Annotated in this window: 18 protein-coding genes and 2 riboswitches; of the genes, 4 read left to right on the top strand and 14 right to left on the bottom strand. The window is 54.9% G+C overall.

All coding sequences use genetic code 11. From position 1 onward, the window contains the following. Positions 1–119 precede the first annotated feature (119 nt). Positions 120–309: riboswitch (cobalamin riboswitch) on the top strand. A gap of 86 nt (positions 310–395) precedes the next feature. Together thiC and cobT are read left to right on the top strand one after the other, a co-directional pair. Continuing rightward, positions 396–1,700, top strand: a complete 1,305-nt coding sequence (gene thiC / locus DPO_RS17900; protein WP_006967691.1) for a phosphomethylpyrimidine synthase ThiC — start codon at positions 396–398, stop codon at positions 1,698–1,700. 3 nt (positions 1,701–1,703) lie between these two features. Further along, on the top strand, positions 1,704–2,765 hold the full coding sequence (cobT, locus tag DPO_RS17895) for a nicotinate-nucleotide--dimethylbenzimidazole phosphoribosyltransferase (protein WP_006967690.1): 1,062 nt from the start codon (positions 1,704–1,706) through the stop codon (positions 2,763–2,765). A 76-nt stretch (positions 2,766–2,841) separates the two neighbouring features. Here the strand turns inward: cobT and DPO_RS17890 are convergent, their stop codons facing one another. The 14 genes from DPO_RS17890 to DPO_RS17825 all read right to left on the bottom strand — a co-directional run bounded on the left by DPO_RS17890 (position 2,842) and on the right by DPO_RS17825 (position 17,366). Further along, positions 2,842–3,183 (bottom strand): Na+/H+ antiporter subunit G, encoded by a 342-nt coding sequence (locus tag DPO_RS17890; RefSeq protein ID WP_006967689.1) that lies wholly within the window; start codon positions 3,181–3,183, stop codon positions 2,842–2,844. A 24-nt stretch (positions 3,184–3,207) separates the two neighbouring features. Continuing rightward, complete coding sequence (locus DPO_RS17885) at positions 3,208–3,477, bottom strand: K+/H+ antiporter subunit F (RefSeq protein ID WP_006967688.1); 270 nt, start codon at positions 3,475–3,477, stop codon at positions 3,208–3,210. Beyond that, complete coding sequence (locus tag DPO_RS17880; RefSeq protein ID WP_006967687.1) at positions 3,471–3,995, bottom strand: Na+/H+ antiporter subunit E; 525 nt, start codon at positions 3,993–3,995, stop codon at positions 3,471–3,473. The genes DPO_RS17885 and DPO_RS17880 overlap by 7 nt, the downstream gene beginning before the upstream one ends. Continuing rightward, positions 3,995–5,563 carry a monovalent cation/H+ antiporter subunit D gene (locus DPO_RS17875; RefSeq protein ID WP_006967686.1) on the bottom strand — a complete coding sequence of 523 codons (1,569 nt, stop codon included), beginning with the start codon at positions 5,561–5,563 and terminating at the stop codon, positions 3,995–3,997. The genes DPO_RS17880 and DPO_RS17875 overlap by 1 nt, the downstream gene beginning before the upstream one ends. Then, positions 5,560–5,898, bottom strand: a complete 339-nt coding sequence (locus DPO_RS17870) for a Na+/H+ antiporter subunit C (protein WP_006967685.1) — start codon at positions 5,896–5,898, stop codon at positions 5,560–5,562. Before DPO_RS17870 ends, DPO_RS17875 begins: the two co-directional genes overlap by 4 nt. After that, positions 5,898–8,741 (bottom strand): monovalent cation/H+ antiporter subunit A, encoded by a 2,844-nt coding sequence (locus tag DPO_RS17865; protein ID WP_006967684.1) that lies wholly within the window; start codon positions 8,739–8,741, stop codon positions 5,898–5,900. The genes DPO_RS17870 and DPO_RS17865 overlap by 1 nt, the downstream gene beginning before the upstream one ends. Beyond that, positions 8,738–11,353: a GAF domain-containing protein gene (locus DPO_RS17860; protein WP_040012048.1), complete on the bottom strand. Its 2,616-nt coding sequence runs from the start codon at positions 11,351–11,353 to the stop codon at positions 8,738–8,740. Before DPO_RS17860 ends, DPO_RS17865 begins: the two co-directional genes overlap by 4 nt. A gap of 177 nt (positions 11,354–11,530) precedes the next feature. After that, positions 11,531–12,376 carry an aminotransferase class IV gene (locus DPO_RS17855; protein ID WP_006967682.1) on the bottom strand — a complete coding sequence of 282 codons (846 nt, stop codon included), beginning with the start codon at positions 12,374–12,376 and terminating at the stop codon, positions 11,531–11,533. 85 nt (positions 12,377–12,461) lie between these two features. Continuing rightward, positions 12,462–13,277 carry a bifunctional hydroxymethylpyrimidine kinase/phosphomethylpyrimidine kinase gene (gene thiD / locus DPO_RS17850; RefSeq protein ID WP_006967681.1) on the bottom strand — a complete coding sequence of 272 codons (816 nt, stop codon included), beginning with the start codon at positions 13,275–13,277 and terminating at the stop codon, positions 12,462–12,464. Positions 13,278–13,279: 2 nt separating this feature from the next. Beyond that, complete coding sequence (gene thiE, locus DPO_RS17845) at positions 13,280–13,912, bottom strand: thiamine phosphate synthase (RefSeq protein ID WP_006967680.1); 633 nt, start codon at positions 13,910–13,912, stop codon at positions 13,280–13,282. A gap of 4 nt (positions 13,913–13,916) precedes the next feature. After that, entirely contained in the window at positions 13,917–14,714 is a 798-nt protein-coding gene (thiM, locus tag DPO_RS17840; RefSeq protein WP_006967679.1) for a hydroxyethylthiazole kinase, read from the bottom strand. A gap of 190 nt (positions 14,715–14,904) precedes the next feature. Then, on the bottom strand, positions 14,905–15,873 hold the full coding sequence (locus DPO_RS17835; RefSeq protein ID WP_006967678.1) for an ABC transporter substrate-binding protein: 969 nt from the start codon (positions 15,871–15,873) through the stop codon (positions 14,905–14,907). A gap of 18 nt (positions 15,874–15,891) precedes the next feature. After that, a complete protein-coding gene (locus DPO_RS17830; protein ID WP_006967671.1) occupies positions 15,892–16,632 on the bottom strand; it encodes an ABC transporter permease in 741 nt (246 codons plus the stop codon). Beyond that, entirely contained in the window at positions 16,629–17,366 is a 738-nt protein-coding gene (locus DPO_RS17825; protein WP_006967670.1) for an ABC transporter ATP-binding protein, read from the bottom strand. The genes DPO_RS17830 and DPO_RS17825 overlap by 4 nt, the downstream gene beginning before the upstream one ends. A 93-nt stretch (positions 17,367–17,459) precedes the next feature. Then, a riboswitch (TPP riboswitch) is annotated at positions 17,460–17,569 on the bottom strand. 167 nt (positions 17,570–17,736) lie between these two features. Here DPO_RS17825 and DPO_RS17820 point away from each other — a divergent pair. Together DPO_RS17820 and DPO_RS17815 are read left to right on the top strand one after the other, a co-directional pair. Beyond that, on the top strand, positions 17,737–17,985 hold the full coding sequence (locus tag DPO_RS17820) for a type II toxin-antitoxin system prevent-host-death family antitoxin (protein WP_006967669.1): 249 nt from the start codon (positions 17,737–17,739) through the stop codon (positions 17,983–17,985). Next, positions 17,982–18,413, top strand: a complete 432-nt coding sequence (locus DPO_RS17815) for a type II toxin-antitoxin system VapC family toxin (RefSeq protein ID WP_006967668.1) — start codon at positions 17,982–17,984, stop codon at positions 18,411–18,413. Before DPO_RS17820 ends, DPO_RS17815 begins: the two co-directional genes overlap by 4 nt. Positions 18,414–18,420: the final 7 nt, after the last annotated feature.

Below are 18,420 nucleotides of genomic sequence, written 5' to 3'. Positions count from 1 at the left end.
AAATTATGTGAGGGGATGAAATGTAAAAGTGGGTCAAGCTGGAGATTCGCCTGCACGGGGCTGATCTGTATTTGTGCAGGCTGCTGCCAGCGTTGAAAATCTTTCTTGACGGGATTATACGAAACCAGTATAAACCCGGAACAGAATGTGTGTATTCGGGCAAACGGAACACGGTGAAATTCCGTGACGGTCCCGCCGCTGTAATCGGAAATATCTGTTTTTTCAACACGCCACTGCGTCAGCGGGAAGGCAGGAAAAAACAGGTTTAATGCCGAAAGTCAGAAGACGTGCCGGAATACCATGTGTGTAAAACCCGATGGCAAAGGGTTTTGCAGGAATTTAATGTCCTGTGAAACCCTTTTTGTGTTTTACAGGCAAATCATAGCGAGGATACTATGATCACTCAGCTGGAATCTGCCCGTCAGGGCATTCTTACGTCTGAAATGAAGGCCATTGCCGGGCAGGAAGGTCTGGATGAGACCTTTATCCTGGATCATGTGGCAAAAGGGGAGATCGTCATCCCCTGCAATCCCAACAGAAAATATCAGAAAACCGTCGGCATCGGCACGGGCCTGCGCACCAAAGTCAATGCCTCCATCGGCACCTCGTCGGATATCTGCGACATCGGTCTGGAGGTGGAAAAGGCCCGGGCCGCAGAAGAAGAATGCGCCGACACCCTTATGGAGCTGTCCGCTGCCGGTGACATGGACAAAATCCGGCGGACCGTTCTGGACAGCACAAACCTGCCCGTGGGCAATGTGCCGCTGTACCAGGCGTTCAAGGAAACCATCCAAAAACACAGAAATCCGGCAAAACTGGACCCGGAGTATCTGTTTGATCTCATGGAGCAGCAGCTGGCCGACGGATTGAGTTTCATGGCCATTCACTGCGGCATCAACCAGTATGCCATCGACCGCTTGAGAAAACAGGGGTTCCGCTACGGCGGCCTGGCCTCCAAAGGCGGGACGTTCATGGTGGCCTGGATGGATATCAATCAAAGGGAAAACCCGCTGTATGAACAGTTCGACCGGGTGTGCCGTCTGATGAAAAAATATGATGCCGTGCTGTCTTTGGGCAACGGGATCCGGGCCGGAGCGATTCACGACAGCCATGACCGGGCCCAGATGGCAGAGATGATCATCAACTGCGAACTGGCGGAGATCGGACGGGAAATGGGGTGCCAGACCATGGTGGAAGGCCCGGGCCATGTGCCTTTAGATGAGATTGAAGGCAACATCATGCTGGAAAAACGCATGTCCGGTAACGCGCCCTATTATGTGCTGGGACCCATCCCCTGCGACACGGGTGCCGGATACGACCATATTTCTGCGGCCATCGGCGCGGCCAGTTCGGCCCGGTTCGGGGCCGACCTGGTGTGCTACATCACCCCGGCCGAACACCTGGCACTGCCGGATGTTCATGATGTCAGAGAAGGGGTGAGAGCCACCCGCCTGGCCGTGCGTATCGGGGATCTGGCTAAGTATCCGGACCGGCGGGACACGGAAAAACAGGCGGCCCTGGCCAGAAGGGACATGCGCTGGGAGGATCTGTCCCGGCACCTCCTGTTCCCGGACATCGCTGAGGCCGTGCGTTCAGCCCGGGCACCGGAAGAAAAACAGACCTGCACCATGTGCGGGGATTTCTGTGCCATGAAAAAAGGCATGGAACTATTTGAAACCGATATCAAAGAGAAGAGGTAATCTATGTCATTACTTGAAACCACGATTTCAGAAATTCGGAAAGAACTGGACCCGGCCGCCCTGGCAGCGGCCAAAGACCGGCTGCGCAATCAGGCCAAACCCCCGGGAAGTTTAGGCGTCATGGAAGATATCTCCGCCCGTCTGGCCGCCATCAAAGGGACCCTTGACGTCAGGCTGACCCATAAGCGTATTGTCACCTGTGCCGGGGATCATGGTGTGGTGGAAGAAGGAGTCAGTCTGTTTCCGGCGGAAGTCACGCCTCAGATGGTGCTCAATTTTGCCGGGGGCGGGGCATCCGTGAATGTGATTGCCAAACATGCCGGGGCTGAGGTCAAGGCCGCGGATATCGGGGTCAACTATGATTTTGATCCGGCATTGCCCATTTTCCACAAAAAAGTACGCCACGGCACCGCCAATTTCACCAAAGAACCGGCCATGACGCGGAACGAAGCCATCCGTTCCATCGAAGCCGGCATCGAGATCGTCGCAGAGCTGGAAGCGGAATCGCCTGTGGACCTGCTGGGAACCGGGGATATGGGCATCGGAAATACCACACCGTCCACTGCGGTGATTGCCGCATTCTCCGGCCTGCCCGTGGAAAAACTCACGGGCCGGGGCACGGGCATCGATGATGCGGCTCTGGCCAACAAGATTGCCGTGATTCAAAAAGGGCTGGATCTGCATATGCCGGATCCCAAAGATCCGTTGGATATTTTGTCCAAGGTGGGCGGTCTGGAGATCGGGGCCCTGGCCGGTCTGGTTCTGGGGGCGGCATCCCGCGGCATCCCGGTGATCTGTGACGGATTGATCTCCACGGCCGGGGCTTTGATCGCCTGCGAGCTGGCTCCGGCGGCAAAAAATTATCTGTTTGTGAGTCACCAGTCAGTGGAGATCGGTCATAAATATATGCACGACCGGCTGGGGCTGTCACCGCTCATCGATCTGAATTTCCGTCTGGGGGAGGGCACGGGTGCGGCCGTGTGCATGGAACTGCTGGATCTGTCCACCCGGATTCTGGCGGACATCAAAACCTTTGAAGAGGTGGGTGTGACCAATATCGACTAGCAAAATTTTATACAGAACCGGCCGGATATCCGCAGATCCCCGGCAAATATTAATTGAGGATCCAGGGCGGCTTTTTTCAGCGGTCTGTTGATTTCCGGCTGGTTTCCGGACTGGACTCTTTACGATGAAGGCCCTGGTGCAGGGCGGCCTTGGCCAGAAAATGGGCGCTCACCGGCGCCGTGATGAACAAGAACAATGTGATCAGCACCTCGTGAAAGCTGATGCCCTCCCCATGGAAAGAAAAATAGATGGCAGAAGCTATGGCCATGGCCCCCACCCCCAGGGTCGTGGATTTGGTGGGACCGTGGAGCCGGGAAAAAAAGTCGGGCAGGCGAAAGGAGCCAATGGATCCGGCCATGGCAAAAAACGCTCCCATGACCAGGAAAAATGACACCAGCAGTTCAATCACAAATGTCATTGGAAATTCCTTTTGTTTTTCCTGTTATTCAAGGATATCGCCCCGCATGAGAAATTTGCTGGTGGCCACGGTGCCGATAAATCCCATGACCGCAATGATCAGGGCCGCCTCAAAATAGACGGCGGAATGAAAAAATACGCCCATCAGGATAAACATGGCAATGGCGTCGATATACATGGTGTCCAAAGCCAGTATCCGGTCCAGAAGGGTGGGGCCTTTGAGCAGCCGGTACAGGTTCAGCAGCTGGGCCGCCGTCAGCAGGGCAAAGGCGACGGGGATGGCAATACTCAGCATGAAAATATCTCCTTTAAAGGGGCTTCATAACGGGTTTTAATGGTCTGCACCGCAAGCGCTTCATCGGCCACGTCCAGGCCGTGGACAATCAGGGTTTGGCGGTCTTCACTCACTTCCGCGGACACGGTGCCAGGGGTCAGGGATATCACGCTGGCCAGGATGGTGATCACCATGGGGTCCTGTGTGTCCAGAGGAATTTCAATGAACCGGGGCCGCAGCCTCGAAATGTCGGGCAAAAGAAACAGACGCACCACCGTGATATTGGCGACAATCACATCGGTCACAAAGGTGATGAAGAAAAACCGGAACAGCAGGAAAGGTTTTGCAATCTTCGGCCGTTCCGGCCAGAACCGGTTGGTGAACCAGGGAATGGCAATGCCCAGCAGCGTGCCCAGCAGCAGATGACCAAAGGTAATGGTATTCACCAGAAACAGCCAGATAATGACCAGCACCAGGGTCATCAATGGATGGGGCAGCCACCGGTTGCCAGGAATGGGGGATTTTCGGTATGCGGGCATTATTCACCTCCGAAAGGATAGAGCAGCGGAAGCGACCGGTCCGGTCCCAGTACCGCCTCGATATAGTGAACCGGGTTGATGACATGGTCGGCAGCGGCAAAGGCAAACTCAGTGATCCCCCCGCCGAAAATAACCAGCAGCGGGCTGATGCAAAGCAAAACAGCGGCCGGGAACACATCTGCCGGCGCATAGACAGGGACAGGGTCATGGGAGGTTCCCCGGCCCGTCCCGGGTTCATCCTTTGGCAACAGTTTCCAGAAGATAATGATACCGGCCCGTCCCAGAGCCACCAGGGCCAACAGCCCGCTCCCCAGAACCAGTGCCCAGATCCAGGGCGCAGCGTTATTGCCCTGGACCGTCATGAGCATCATCACCTTGGCGAAAAACCCACTCAAAGGCGGCAGGCCGCCGATGGCCACGGCAGCGGTGAGAAACAGCAGTCCCAGGAGGGTGGGCTGGCCCACGGGCCGGTCCGGGATCAGTTCTGATCCGGCATCCGGCCGCTGCCGCCGGATCAGGTCCGCCACCAGAAACATGGCCGCGGTCATGAACGTGGTATGGGGCAGGTACACAATGGCGGCGGCAATGGCCTCTCTTTGAAAGGTGCCGATCACGGCCAAAAGCGTGCCCACGGACACAATAACCAGATAAGCGGTGATCCGCCGCAGATCCCGGCTGCCTGCCACGCCGGCAGCCCCGGCCGCCAGGGTGATCAGGGCAGCGGGCAGAAGCCAGGCGCTTAAAAGGCCGGCCCCGACCCCGGCAAATTCACTGAAGATCAGGCAGTATACCCGCAGAATCACATACACCCCCACCTTGGTCATGACGGCAAACAGGGCCGCCACGGGGGCGCTGGTGAAACCATAGGCATCCGGCAGCCAGAAACACAGGGGCAGCAGGGCCGCTTTCAACGCAAACACAGCAAACAGAATCAGGCCGGCCGCCTGGAGCAGGGCCGCGTTTTCAGCCGGGGCTGCGGCCATGCGCACCGCCAGGTCCGCCATGTTCAGGGTCCCAAGAAGGGCATAGAGAATCCCCACTCCCACCAGAAAGATGCTGGAGCCCACCAGGTTGAGAATGACATAATGCATGCCGGCCCGGGTCCGGAGACCCCCGCCCCCATGCAGCACCAGGCCGTAGGAGGACAGCAGCATGATCTCGAAAAATACAAACAGGTTGAAGATGTCACCCGTGAGAAAGGCCCCGTTGATCCCCAGCAGCTGGAATTGAAACAGGGCATGGAAATTCTTCCCCTCCCGGTCGGTCCCCGGGGCCGCATGAGCCAGGCAAAGCAGGGCCAGCAGAGCGGTAATAAACAGCATCATGGCGCTGAGCCGGTCCAGGACCATCACAATGCCGAAGGGGGTGGGCCAGTCTCCCAGCACATAGGTCTGAATGGGTCCTTCAGCACTTTGAAAAAGCAGGATACCGGTCATGACCAGGACCGCCAGGCAGGAAGAAAGGCCCAGGATGCGCTGCCGGGCAACGGGCTGGTTGGCGTTCAGGATAATCACGGTCCCCATCAGCAGGGGCAGCAGCAGGGGACTGACAATCAGATGATTTATCATGCGGGGGGGTTCTCCTGCTGTCCGTCGACATGGTCGGTGTCAAGTTCTCCTAATGCACGCAAAGAGAGCACCACCAGAAACGCGATCATGGCAAAACCGATGACAATGGCGGTCAAAACCAGGGCCTGGGGAAGAGGGTCTGCGTACCGGGTCTGGTTGGGGGAAATAATGTCCGGCAGGTTGGTGTGCAGGCGGCCGGTGAGAAACAGAAACAGGTTGACGGCGTAACCCATCAGGGTCAGGCCCAGAATCACGGGAAAGGTGCGCGCCCGCAGCACGAGATAGACCCCGCAGGCGATCATGACCCCGAAACATGCCGATACCAGCCATTCCATCAATGGATCTCCTTTTCAATGGTTTTATTTTCCAGGGTTTCATCCATATGGGCTGAGAAAGAGACGGTCCGGGCATCCTCGGAATTGATGGACCCCAGTTTGACCAGTGTCAGCATCACCGACCCCACCACCACCAGATATACCCCCATATCAAAGGCCATGGCGCTGGCAATCTCAAATTTGCCGATCAGCGGCAGCTTGACATATTCATAGGTGCTGGTCAGGAATGGGTAATTAAGTGCCCAGCTGGTCAGGCCGGTTGCCAGGGCCAGTATCAGCCCCAGGGCCATGATCACGTGGTTGTCAAAATGAAACCGGGGCCGGGTCCAGACAATGCCGCTGGCAATGTACTGCAGGGTCAGGACCGTGGCGGTGATCAGCCCGGCGATGAATCCGCCGCCGGGATCATTGTGGCCCCGCAGAAAAATATAGGCGGAAAACAGCAAAGCCAGCGGCAGGAGGGGCCGGGTGATATTGACCAGGATCATGGGAAACCGGTCCCGGGTCCAGGGCCGGCCCATGTCATCGGTCACCGGGGCGTGGCGTTCAAATTGATGCAGGAGTGCGTAAATGATCAGGCCGGCGATGGCCAGTACCGTGATCTCCCCCAGGGTATCAAACCCCCTGAAATCCACCAGAATCACGTTCACCACATTGGTGCCCCCGCCGCCGGGAACACTGTGTGCCAGAAAGAAATCAGAGATGGTGTCATAGGGACGGGTGAGAATGGCCATGGCCATGGCGGCCGCACCACCGCCGGCCAGCACCGCCAGGAGGCCGTCCCGCCTTTTCCTGGCTTTTGAAGATTCCTTTGGTGTGGTGGTGGGAAGCAGGTGCAGGGCCATCATCAGCAGGATAATGGTCACCACCTCCACCGATATCTGGGTCAACGCCAGATCGGGTGCTGAAAACCGGGTGAACGCCAGGGCCACCACCAGACCCACCGTGCTCAGCATGATGATGGACAGAATCCGGTTCCGGTGGGTCTTGACCGTGGCCACGGCCCCGATGATCAGAATCAGCCCCATGACCAGGGTGACCGGATCCACCGGGGTTGCGGCAACCGGTCCCAGAAGCGGGGTTCTGGAAACGGCAAACGGTACGACTCCCAGGACCAGGGTGACACTGATGAGCACAAACAGATAGCGCTGCAATGACCCGTTTTCCAGGAACCGGATAGCACGGTTTCCAGCCTGAACCATCCCGGAAACAAGGGATTCAAACAGGGTTTTGCCGTCCAGGTATCGGGAACACCACACATGGACGTCAAACAATCTGTGCCGTTGCAGGTAAAACACCACTCCCCCTGCCAAAGCGACCATGCTCAAGACCAGGGCCATGTTGAATCCATGCCACACAGCCATGTGAAAGGCCGGCATGTCCGGGCCCAGGATGGCCCCGGCCCCGGCATTGACCAGGGGACCGGCAAAAAAGGCCGGAAAAATGCCCACCAGAACACACATGGCCATGAGAAACCCCGGTGACAGCGTCATGCCCATGGGCGGTTCATGGGGGGATCTGGGCAGGTCTTCTGCCGGCTTTCCCCAGAACACGCCAAGCAGCATGCGGATGGAATAGGCCACGGCAAACACGGCGGCCAGGGTGGATCCCAGCGGTACGATCCAGCCCATGGCACCTGTCAGGCCGGGCCCCAAGGTCTCGGCCAGAAACATCTCCTTGCTTAAAAATCCGTTGAACAGGGGAACCCCTGCCATGGCACCGCACCCGATCAAGGTCAGGCCGGCCGTCACCGGCATGGCCGTTTTCAGTCCGGACAACCGCTGGATATCCCGGGTCCCGGTTTCATGGTCAATGATGCCGGCCAGCAGGAACAGCCCGGCCTTGAATGCGGCGTGGTTGAAAATGTGGAACACGGCGGCAAATACCGCCAGCGGGGTGCCAAGGCCCAGCAGCAGGGTGATCAGCCCCAGATGGCTCACCGTGGAATAGGCCAGCAGCCCCTTGAGATCATCCTTGAACAGGGCCATGTAGGCGGCAAACACCAGGGTGATCAGGCCGGTGAGCGTGACCAGATAAAACCACAGTGGGGTGCCTCCCAGCACCGGTACCATCAGGGCCAGCAGAAATACCCCGGCTTTGACCATGGTGGCGGAGTGCAGAAAGGCGCTCACGGGTGTGGGGGCGGCCATGGCATGGGGCAGCCAGAACTGGAAGGGAAACTGGGCCGATTTGGTGAACGCACCCACCAGAATCAGAATCAGGGTGATGGGATACAATGGATGGGCCTGGATGATCTGTTTGGCCGCCAGAATGTCTGTGAGCTCAAAACTGCCCACCATGTGTCCCAGCAAAAGGAAGCCGGCCAGCATGGCAAACCCGCCCCCGCCCGTGATCACCAGGGCCATGAACGCCCCCTGGCGGGCATCGGCCCGGTGGCGCCAGAAACCGATAAGCAGAAAAGAGCTGATGCTGGTCAACTCCCAGAACACCATCAGCAGAATCAGATTTTCCGACAGCACGATGCCCAGCATGGAGCCCATGAAAAAAAGCAGGTAGGTGTAGAACCGTCCCATGGGGTCTTCTTTGGCAATGTAATAGCGCGCGTAAAGGATGATGAGCAGCCCGATGCCCAGCACCAGCAGGGCGAACAAAAATCCGAACCCGCTGACCCGGAAGGCAAAGCTAAATCCCAAGGCAGGGATCCAGTCCCGGGTGTAAACAGGCATGTCTCCCGTGAAAACAAAAGGGATCTGGAGCAGAAGCAGTATCAGGGAGATGCCTGCGATAAGGCCGGCGGAAGCGGCATTGAGATGACGATTCTGAAATAAACAGGGGATAAACGCCCCCAATAAGGGGAGCAGGGGGATGAGTGCAAGGGTCATGGTGAATGATCGTGCTCCGGTCGGGTTTGGGAAAGCAGTTCAAATACTTTGAGTCCTTCGACTTTGGTATTTTCATCGGGGATTTTTATTTCATTGACTTTGACAGGGTGACGTAACGACTTGATGGTTTTTTCGCTGATCAAAATGGAGTCCGGCAAATGCCTGGTCAGATCCTGAATATTGAACACGGAGTTGACGGCATCGCCGATGACGGTATAATCCATTTTTTTGTCAAATCCGATATTACCCACCACTACTTCTCCGGTGTGAATACTGATGCCGATATGCACGGAAAGGTCCATTTTTTCTTTGAGATCGGCATTGAGACCGGTTAATGCCTGCTTCATTTCAATGGCAGCGGTAACTGCGTTGTCTGCGTCGGAAATGGTGGACAACGGTGCACCGAAAAGGGCCAGAAACCCATCCCCCAGGTATTTGTCCACAATCCCCTGATGGGCGAAAACGATTTCCCCCATGGTGGAAAAAAATGAATTCAATGCAGACACGGTTTTCTGGGGTCCGATCGTGGCCGCCATTCGGGAAAAATTTCTTAAATCCACATTGAGCAGGGTCACGGTTTTGAATTCTTCCATCAATGACTGGGATTGGACATCTCCATGAACGATCTTGTCCACAATGGCCTTGGGCACGAATTTTTGAAAAATCTGCCGAATGGCCCTTTCCTGATCGGCAATGGACAGGGTTTCCTTGTAAAGACGGGAGTTTTCAATGGCAATGGACACTGAAGAAGCGATGGATTGAAGCAGCTGCTGATCTTCGGCCCCAAAATGACCGCTTGTTTTGTTGAGTACCTCGATGACCCCGATGACCCGGCCCTGGGATATCATGGGCACGCACAACACCGACCGGGTGACAAAACCGCTGGCTTTGGCAATGGCGGAAAAAAACAGCCTGGAATCCTGAACATGGTTGTCGATGATACTGTCCCCTTTGGCGGCCACCTGCCCGGCAATGCTCTGGCCTAGTTGAATGGAAAAGTCGCTCAGTTTTTCCATGTCCACGTTGAACGCGGTTTTCAATTTCAGGACATTGTCTTCAATCAGCAGTAAAGATCCCGCTTCCACCTGCATGGCCACACGGATCATGTCCATGGTATAAAAAAGCACCTGTTCGATATCAAACGTGGACGAGGCCAGAACACTGCCGATCTGTTTGATGGTGGACAGTTCACTGGCCCGCTGCTGCGCGGATTTGAAGAGGCTGCTTTTTTCCATGGCCAGGGCAAATATATGGGTGACCAGATGGGTCTGGTTCTGATAATTCAGCGCATCGGTTTTGTTTTCATGAATAAAGATAAAACATCCGGTCATATTTCCGGAATTGACCAACGGATGGATCACGGCGGCATTCCCGCCATGAGACAAAAGCAGTGCCTGTTCCAACGGCGTGTCCATGGTCATGGCAGACAGATCCCCCACCACGGTGGTATCCACCTGGATGAACATGGATTCCAGCAGGCTCCCTTTGTATGAAAAGCGTTCTCCCCGCTTAAGCAGGTTGTTTTTTTTGGAATAAAAATCGATCACCTGCACCTGGTCCGGCATGTCCGGATCCTTTAGCAAAAGCACAGTACCGCAGAAAGGAATCATGCGAATCGTGTCTTTTAACAGGCTCTGATAGAGTTCAATATCCTTCATGCTGGAGTTGGTGGTGGAAATCAGCCAGGACAGGTGTTTTTCTTTCTGATCCGCTTTTTCCAGGTCTTTGAGCAGCCGGAGATTTTCATAAGTGAACGCTGCATTGGAGACCAGAGGAATCAACGCTTCCACATCTTCAAGGGTAAAAATATCCGCGGTTTTTTTCCGGGAAATGGTCATTACACCGATGATATCCCGGATGGTTTTAATGGGCAGGCACACAAAGGATTTGGACGCATACTGGGCTTTGTTGATCCGTCCTAAACGGGAGTCTTTTTCAATATCTTCCACCACAAACGGGGCCTTGTTGATGACCGCGTATTTGGCCACGCTGGTGTGAAAGTCCACGGTATCGCCGATGTTCAATTTGTCTTCCTGGCCGATCCGGGCCTTGATGACGAAGTGCTTTTCCGGCAGGTTTTTTAAAATCAGAACAGAGCCGATATCTGCATGGGTGATTTTCAATCCCCGTTCAAGGGTGATGTACAGCAGTTCTTCCGGATCAAAGGTGACATAGCATAAATCAGACAGTTCTTTGAGGATGCTGATGTCGGACACTTTTCTTTCCAGCTGGGAAAACGTGGTTTGCAGCCTTTTTTCAAACAAATCGATACTTTTGGAAATATTGGCCACTTCATCGGTTCCCTTGCGGATACCGTTGCTTGTGAAATCTTTTTCAAGGGACCGGGTGAGATGGTTCGACAATTTGGATATTTTTTCAAATAACACCCGCAGGGTCACAAATCCGGCCAGAGAGCAGATCAGAAATGCCCCAAAGAAAAGGGGAACATACTGATCGTTCAAAAGGTCATAGGTGATTAAAAAATACAGGAGTCCAAAGGTGGGGATCAGAAAAAAGAAACCAAAGACAATGTTGAGTCGCTGGTAAAGCGATTTTTCTTTGGCAGATACTCTGGGAAGGATCATCTTTTTGATCTGATCCAAAATTGTCATCGACATGTCTGCCTGCCTGAAACAAGGGGCATAACTGGTTTCTCCAAGGCATCTTACCGTTAAATTTACAAGACCGGCCGACAGGCTGTGGGCTGAAAGTCGATCCTGAGAAATTCGGATATTTTCCAATGCCTGTTATATATAAAAGAGACAGATGGATAAGTCAACATCAAAGCATCAAAGGGAAGTGAGATCTGCATAGGCGGCCTGAAGCGCTCTGGCTGTCGGACCGGGCTTGCCGTTTCCCACGGGCCGGCCGTTGAGCGCCACAATGGGGGTGACTTCCGTGGTGGTTCCGGTGATCATCAGTTCCGATGCCAGATGAATCCGGTTTTCATATATGGGGGATTCTGACGTCAGGATATCTGATTTTTGGCAAATTTCCAGCACGGTTTCTCTGGTAATACCTCCCAGGATATAATTGGACAGAGGCGCCGTGGTCACAATATTGTCAAACACGGCCATGAAATTGGAGTGGGTCCCTTCCATCAATACCCCGTCCCGGACAAAAATGGCTTCAGCCGCCCCGTTTTCAGCGGCCTGTTGATTGGCCAGCACATTGGCGGTCAACCCCGTGGTTTTCATGTCACACCGGGACCACCGGATATCAGGCACGGTGATGGCATGAATACCCGTATGTCTTGAACGTTCTCTGGCGCTCGGATCAAATGGGGACACACACACATATAGCGTGGGTTCCGGGTCCGGGACCGGAAACGGATGATTGCGCGGGGCACACCCCCGGGTCACATGGATATAGACCAGCGCATCCTGGGATTCAAGATGATTTTGGGAAATCAGATCCCGGACCACAGGAATCAGAAAAGAAAAGTCCTTACAGGAAAGCGCCAGATGCCTTGCCCCGTGATTCAGGCGACGGATATGGGCCTCCGGCCGGAACAGTCGGCCCGGATAGTACCGGATCACTTCATACAGGCTGTCGCTGAACAAAAACCCCCGGTCATCCGGACGAATGCAAATATCGTCTTTTGGCATGAACCGGCCGTCAAAATATGCAATCATATGTCACCTCATCAAAATGCAAATACCATCTTATAAAACCAGGCATTGGGTCATGTCAACACAGGAGTTGTTTTTTTGATGCGCATCACGGGTCAGGCCAGAGCGCGTGGAAATGGTGCACCGGCCCGTGACCGTGCCCGATGGAAAAATCAGCCCCGGCCGTGAGTGCTTCGGTGATATAGGTTTTGGCCTGTGCCACAGCGTCTTCCATATCCATGCCCCGGGCCAGTCCGGCGCAGATGGCTGAAGACAAAGTACATCCCGTGCCGTGGGAATTGGGGGTTGACAACCGTTTTCCGGGCAGCTCACGCAACCGGCCGGTGTCGGTTGAAAACAGCAGATCATGGCTCCCGGTCTCTTCCAGGTGGCCGCCTTTGAGCAGGACATGGGGGCATCCCAGATCCGCCAGGTCCCGGACTGCGGTGTCCATGTCGGTCCGGGAGATGACGGGCCGGCCCAGCAGCACGGATGCTTCCGGCAGGTTCGGGGTGATGATGTTTGCCAGGGGAATCAAGGTCTGCTTTAAAGCGGTCACGGCATCGTCCTGGAGCAGTTTGTCGCCGCTTTTGGCCACCATGACCGGATCCAGGACCAGGTTGGGGACAGCCCATTTTTTCAGGTGTTGGGCCACAACAGTGATCACTTCCGGGGAATGAAGCATGCCGATTTTTACGGCATCTGTGCCGATATCCGAAAGCACGGCATCGATCTGCTGTCCGATGAATTCCGAAGGAACCGGAAAAATCCCGGTCACTTCCCGGGTGTTCTGGGCCGTGAGGGCCGTGATGACCGACATGCCGAAACACCCCAGGGCTGAAAAGGTTTTCAGGTCCGCCTGGATCCCGGCCCCGCCGCCGCTGTCGGATCCGGCAATGGTCAGTGCCCGATGGTAGGTTTTCATGGTCAGGTCTCCTTGTCTGTGGATGAATCAAAGCAGTGTACCAGATTCCGGGCCGCTGTAAAGGGATCTTCGGCCGAGCAGATGGCGGACACCACGGCCACGGCATCGGCCCCGGCCCGGATGATCTCTTTTGCATTGGCTGCATTCAATCCGCCGATGGCCACCAGAGAATGCCGGGAATACGCCCGGATCCGGGCCAGACCGTCCAGGCCCCAGGGGGACCGGGTGTCGGTTTTGGTGGGGGTGGCAAAGACCGGGCTGACCCCCAGATACGCCACATCCAGGTTCTGGGCCGCTTCCACATCCGCCCAGGTTTCCACGGACAACCCGATGATTGCGTTGGATCCCATCAACCGCCGGGCCGCATCATACGGCATATCGCTCTGGCCCAGATGCACCCCGTCGGCTCCGGCAGCCAGGGCGATGTCCACCCGGTCATTGATGATCAACGGAATGCCGGCGGATGCAAGAACCGGCTTCAGGGCCAGGGCCTGATTCAGAAATTTCCGGGTGGATGCCGTCTTTTCCCGCAGCTGTACACAGGCGATCCCGGCCCGGACCGCATCCGCCACAATGGATGCCAGGGGCCTGCCCAGGCACAGAGTCTGGTCGGTGACAAGATATATGCCGTGCATGGGATTACGCCTTGAAATGCTGCTGGATATCGGATTCAGACAGCCGGTACAGGGCATCCAGAAACTGCACCTGAAAGCTGCCGGGGCCGGCTGCGTTCCGGCCGGCGATTTCTCCGGCAATCCCCATGACGGCCATGGCATGGGCCGTCGCCTGAACCAAATTTGCATTGACCGCGGCAAACGCCCCGCACAAGGCCGAGGCCGTACATCCTAAGCCCGTGACCCGGGGCATCATGGCGTGACCGCTTTTGATTTTGATCACGTCATTGGTTTTGATGATATAATCGGTTTCTCCGGTGATGCACAAGACACTGCCGTGTTCCCGGCTGAGCCCTTTGGCCGTATCCACGGCCAGGTCTGCGGCACTGGCACTGTCCACGCCCTTGGTGACGGCATTTTGACTGCCTAAAGCCATGATTTCCGACCCATTGCCCCGGATGATGCCGGGTTTGAACTGATGCATGAGTTTTTTTGCCGTGTCTGTGCGGTAGGCCGTGGCGCCGGCCCCCACCGGGTCCAGCACCATGGGAATCTGTTTGTCGGATGCAGCCTGTGCGGCCAGAAACATGGCCGCAATCCATGGATCGCTCAATGTGCCGATGTTGATCACCAGGGCGCCGGCAATGCCGGTCATGTCCGCCACTTCCTGTTCGGCATGGGCCATCACCGGGGAAGCCCCCAGTGCCAGCAATGCGTTGGCCGTGTTGTTCATGACCACGAAATTGGTGATGTTGTGCACCAGCGGAGAGGTCTTTCGAATGGCCTGAACATCGGTAAATATGGTTTTCGGGGTGATGGTCATATTTCCTCCTTGTTTCATGGTTTAATGATGTCCCATATACTGATTTATTACACCACAAAGGGCACGAAGCGCACGAAGGATCATAGAACGAAACGATCAATTATCATTTGATTCGAAATTTCATCACATACCATCTTCGTGGCCTTCGCGGTAAAAATCCAGCAGCACCATTATTTTCCATTGTTTTTGGTTACTGCCAGGTGTGAATCAAACGGGCGGCATCCACCTGGTTCTGAATAAGCCCGTGGGTCCGGGCGAAATCGGCAAACGCCTGCCATTTGTCCGGATCATGGCCCAGGGTGGTTGCAAAATAGGGCCGGGTCAACGCAAAGGCGTCGGTTTCCATTTTTTTGTCCGCCTGGGGCACGGCATCCAGATACAGGGCCAAAGATTGTTCCGGATATGCCGCCACATGCGCAAATGCCTGTTCCATGGCCAGAACAAATCCTTTGATGGCATCCTGTTTTTCTTTCAGTATGGCAGGACTGCAAACAAAGATCAGTTCTTCATAATCCGGGATCCCCCATTTTTCCAGCTCGAAAAATGCGGCTTTGTAGCCGTGCTGGGCCATACCCACGGTTTCATAGGTCTTGAACGGCCCCATGACCGCATCCACCTGGCCGGATACCAGGGCCGGCAGAATGGTGAATCCCACATTCACGGGGGTGTAATCGTCAATCTTGTTGATGGATGCAAAGGCGTGAAGCAGCACATCCATGAGCCCGGGCACGGTATAGCCGATTTTTTTGCCGGACAGATCCTGAGGATGGTCAAAACCTGTGTCCGCCAGATACAAAAGCGTGGTCAACGGATGCCGGACCAGGGGCGCCACCACTTTTAAGGCCAGACCCTGGTCCGCGGCTATAATGGTCTGGGGCTGGTAGGATACAGCCAGGTCCACATTGCCGGTGGCGGCCAGTTTCAGGGCATCTGCGGTTTCCGACGGGGAAATGATCTCCACGGAAACGCCCTGGGCGTTAAAATACCCTTTTTCCCGGGCCACATAAACGGGCAGATGATCCACATTGGGAAACCAGTCCAGCATCAGGCGCAACGTTTGTTTTGCAGGGGACGGGGAGGCCGTCTGATCCGCAGACAAATCAGGTGCGGCCGCCAGGATGAAAAACAGACAGATAAAATGGATAAAAAATGATTTCATGATGTTATTTCCTTTTTTTCAAGTGTTCCAGGTGATGATTTTTTTTTCAAGTGTTCCCACCAGGGTCCATAAAGCCATTCCCATGGCTGCCAGCCACAGGATGGCGGCAAACACTAAAGGAGTCTGGAGTCTGGCATTGGACTGGATCATGAGAAACCCCAGCCCCTGCTGGGCCCCCACCCATTCGCCGATCACCGCGCCGATGGTGGCCACGGACACCCCCACCCGGAGACCGGCAAAAAACCGGGGCAATGCCCAGGGCCAGTACAGCAGGGTCAGGGTTTTCAGAAATGAAGCGCCCATGAGTGAAAACAGGGTCCGGTATTCCGGATCACAGGATTTCAATCCCTGGACCAGGCTTACAGTGATGGGAAAAAAGATGATGATCCAGGCCATGAAGACCTTGGAGGCCATGCCGTATCCCAGCCAGATCACCAGCAGCGGGGCCAGTGCGAACACCGGAATGGCCTGGGATGCCACCAGAAACGGAGACAATGCTTTTTCCAGCACCGGTCTGGCAAACATGGCAATGGCCAGGGGAATGGCCGTGGTTAAAGCCAGAACAATGCCCAGAACGATTTCCGTCCCCGTGACTGCGGCATGGGGCAGAATCATCGGGGCCTGGACCACAGCGGTTTTCAGGATCAGGGATGGTGGCGGCAGAATAAATACCGGGATGGTCCATATTCTGACCGCACCTTCCCATCCTGCCAGCAAAAAAGTGATCAGCCCCAGGGCAGTCAGGCCGGATCGGTTCATACGGCTTCTCCTTTCACCAGATGCGCGAGAATATCCGCTTTGATATGCAGCAGATCAGGGTCGTCAAATGCCCGGGGTTTGGGCTGATTCAGCTGAATTCGCCGGATAAGGGTCATGGGCAGGGAACTGGACACAAAAATGTCATCTGCCAGCAGCAACGCCTCGTCCACATCATGGGTGATCATGAGAATGGTTTTGGCAAATTCGGTCTGGAGCAGCAGCAGCAGATGCTGCAACCGCTGCCGGGTGATGGCGTCCAGGGCGGACAAGGGTTCGTCCAGCAGGATCAGGTCCCGGTCAAACATCAGGGTTCTCACCAGTGCGCACCGCTGACGCATGCCGCCTGATACCTGGTTCGGCCGGTGGGATTCATATCCGTCCAGTCCCAGGCGGGAAAACAGGTTTTCTGCCAGACCCCTTGCACCGGCCATGTCCCGGCCCCGGGTTCGGGCCGGAAGCAATGCATTGTCCATCAGTGAAAACCAGGGCAACAGCAGGTCTTTCTGGTGCATATAGGCGCACAGACTGCCTAAGTGGGGCACGGTTTGCCCCTGCCAGGTGATGGTCCCTTCATCGGCTGGGGTCACACCGGTAAGGGTGTTGAACAAGGTGGTTTTGCCGCACCCCGATGGTCCGAGCAGCACCTGGAACCGGCCGGCGGGCAGCTGCAGGTCCAGCCCTAAAAACACGGGCTGTCCATTATAATATTTTGCCAGGTCGGTGATCTGGAGCATGCCATCCGCCCTTGGGGTTTTGTGACTAAAATTAAAAAAGGCCGGGCCGGGTAAGGGGCAGGCAGATGAACCCGCAGAAAAAGAAAGAAAGTTAAGTATTGGAATCGACTTTCCTTCGCCAGTATGACCTGGATCAGGTTCCAGGGGTCGAAACAGCAGTTTGTTTCCTCTCAGCCGGCTCCCCGGCTCCCCCAGTCCACCACCGCACGCTGCACGGTTATATCAAAAAAATATATACAGCCCATGAAGTTTTGTCAACAGAGATCTCAGAATCGGAAGGGTTGACCGGGCATTGACTACTGGTTAAAAAAAGATTGACTTTGTCCATCAATCTGACTAGATTGACTAGTATGAATTGAAAGGAGGTTGTATGGAAACATGGAAACTGCAGGATGCAAAAGCAAAATTTAGTCAGCTCGTGGAAAGTGCGTTGAAAATCGGGCCGCAATTTGTGACGCGAAGAGGAAAAAAAGCGGTGGTGGTGGTATCTGTGGCAGAGTATGAGAAGTTGCGTTCCCAAAAAAAGTCTTTCAGGGAATTTCTTCTGAACTGCCCTAAAATGGATGATGCGTTTGAAATCGAACGACAGAAAGAGTATCCACGGAGCCTTGAATTGTGAATTTTTTACTGGACACCTGTGTGATATCGGAACTGGTAAAACCATTTCCCAATGGAAAAGTGATCAACTGGCTGAGAAATACACCGGATGATCGGTTATTTTTAAGTGTTGTGACCATAGGCGAAATACGCAAGGGAATTTCAAAACTTGGAGAATCAAAAAAGAAAACGCTGCTGACAAATTGGCTGAATACCCTGATTCAGGACTATCAAAACAGAATTTATCCCATTGATCTCATGGTGGTGGAAAATTGGGGAAATCTTCAGGCAATGGCAGAAAAAACCGGAAACCCCATGTCTTCATTTGACAGTTTGATCGCTGCCATCGCTTATACCCATAATTTAGTGCTGGTGACAAGAAACGAAAAAGATTTTACAGCCAGTCATCTTCCCATCGTCAATCCATGGAAAATCAATGAAGGGGAATAAAAGCCTG

It is taken from the genome of Desulfotignum phosphitoxidans DSM 13687, from assembly GCF_000350545.1.
In the GTDB taxonomy this organism is placed as follows: domain Bacteria; phylum Desulfobacterota; class Desulfobacteria; order Desulfobacterales; family Desulfobacteraceae; genus Desulfotignum; species Desulfotignum phosphitoxidans.
The sequence above is the reverse complement of the archived record's forward strand: the minus strand, read 5'-3'. Positions and strand labels throughout refer to the sequence as shown.

Bases quoted from the DNA above. Each gene is read 5' to 3' on its own strand.
- cobT (WP_006967690.1), top strand. From the start codon at position 1,704: ATGTCATTACTTGAAACCACGATTTCAGAAATTCGGAAAGAACTGGAC.
- DPO_RS17860 (WP_040012048.1), bottom strand. From the start codon at position 11,353: ATGACAATTTTGGATCAGATCAAAAAGATGATCCTTCCCAGAGTATCT.
- DPO_RS17865 (WP_006967684.1), bottom strand. From the start codon at position 8,741: ATGACCCTTGCACTCATCCCCCTGCTCCCCTTATTGGGGGCGTTTATC.
- DPO_RS17820 (WP_006967669.1), top strand. From the start codon at position 17,737: ATGGAAACATGGAAACTGCAGGATGCAAAAGCAAAATTTAGTCAGCTC.
- DPO_RS17870 (WP_006967685.1), bottom strand. From the start codon at position 5,898: ATGGAATGGCTGGTATCGGCATGTTTCGGGGTCATGATCGCCTGCGGG.
- DPO_RS17880 (WP_006967687.1), bottom strand. From the start codon at position 3,995: ATGCCCGCATACCGAAAATCCCCCATTCCTGGCAACCGGTGGCTGCCC.
- thiM (WP_006967679.1), bottom strand. From the start codon at position 14,714: ATGACCATCACCCCGAAAACCATATTTACCGATGTTCAGGCCATTCGA.
- DPO_RS17890 (WP_006967689.1), bottom strand. From the start codon at position 3,183: ATGACATTTGTGATTGAACTGCTGGTGTCATTTTTCCTGGTCATGGGA.
- DPO_RS17855 (WP_006967682.1), bottom strand. From the start codon at position 12,376: ATGATTGCATATTTTGACGGCCGGTTCATGCCAAAAGACGATATTTGC.
- DPO_RS17885 (WP_006967688.1), bottom strand. From the start codon at position 3,477: ATGCTGAGTATTGCCATCCCCGTCGCCTTTGCCCTGCTGACGGCGGCC.
- thiD (WP_006967681.1), bottom strand. From the start codon at position 13,277: ATGAAAACCTACCATCGGGCACTGACCATTGCCGGATCCGACAGCGGC.
- DPO_RS17835 (WP_006967678.1), bottom strand. From the start codon at position 15,873: ATGAAATCATTTTTTATCCATTTTATCTGTCTGTTTTTCATCCTGGCG.
- thiE (WP_006967680.1), bottom strand. From the start codon at position 13,912: ATGCACGGCATATATCTTGTCACCGACCAGACTCTGTGCCTGGGCAGG.
- DPO_RS17830 (WP_006967671.1), bottom strand. From the start codon at position 16,632: ATGAACCGATCCGGCCTGACTGCCCTGGGGCTGATCACTTTTTTGCTG.
- DPO_RS17825 (WP_006967670.1), bottom strand. From the start codon at position 17,366: ATGCTCCAGATCACCGACCTGGCAAAATATTATAATGGACAGCCCGTG.
- thiC (WP_006967691.1), top strand. From the start codon at position 396: ATGATCACTCAGCTGGAATCTGCCCGTCAGGGCATTCTTACGTCTGAA.
- DPO_RS17875 (WP_006967686.1), bottom strand. From the start codon at position 5,563: ATGATAAATCATCTGATTGTCAGTCCCCTGCTGCTGCCCCTGCTGATG.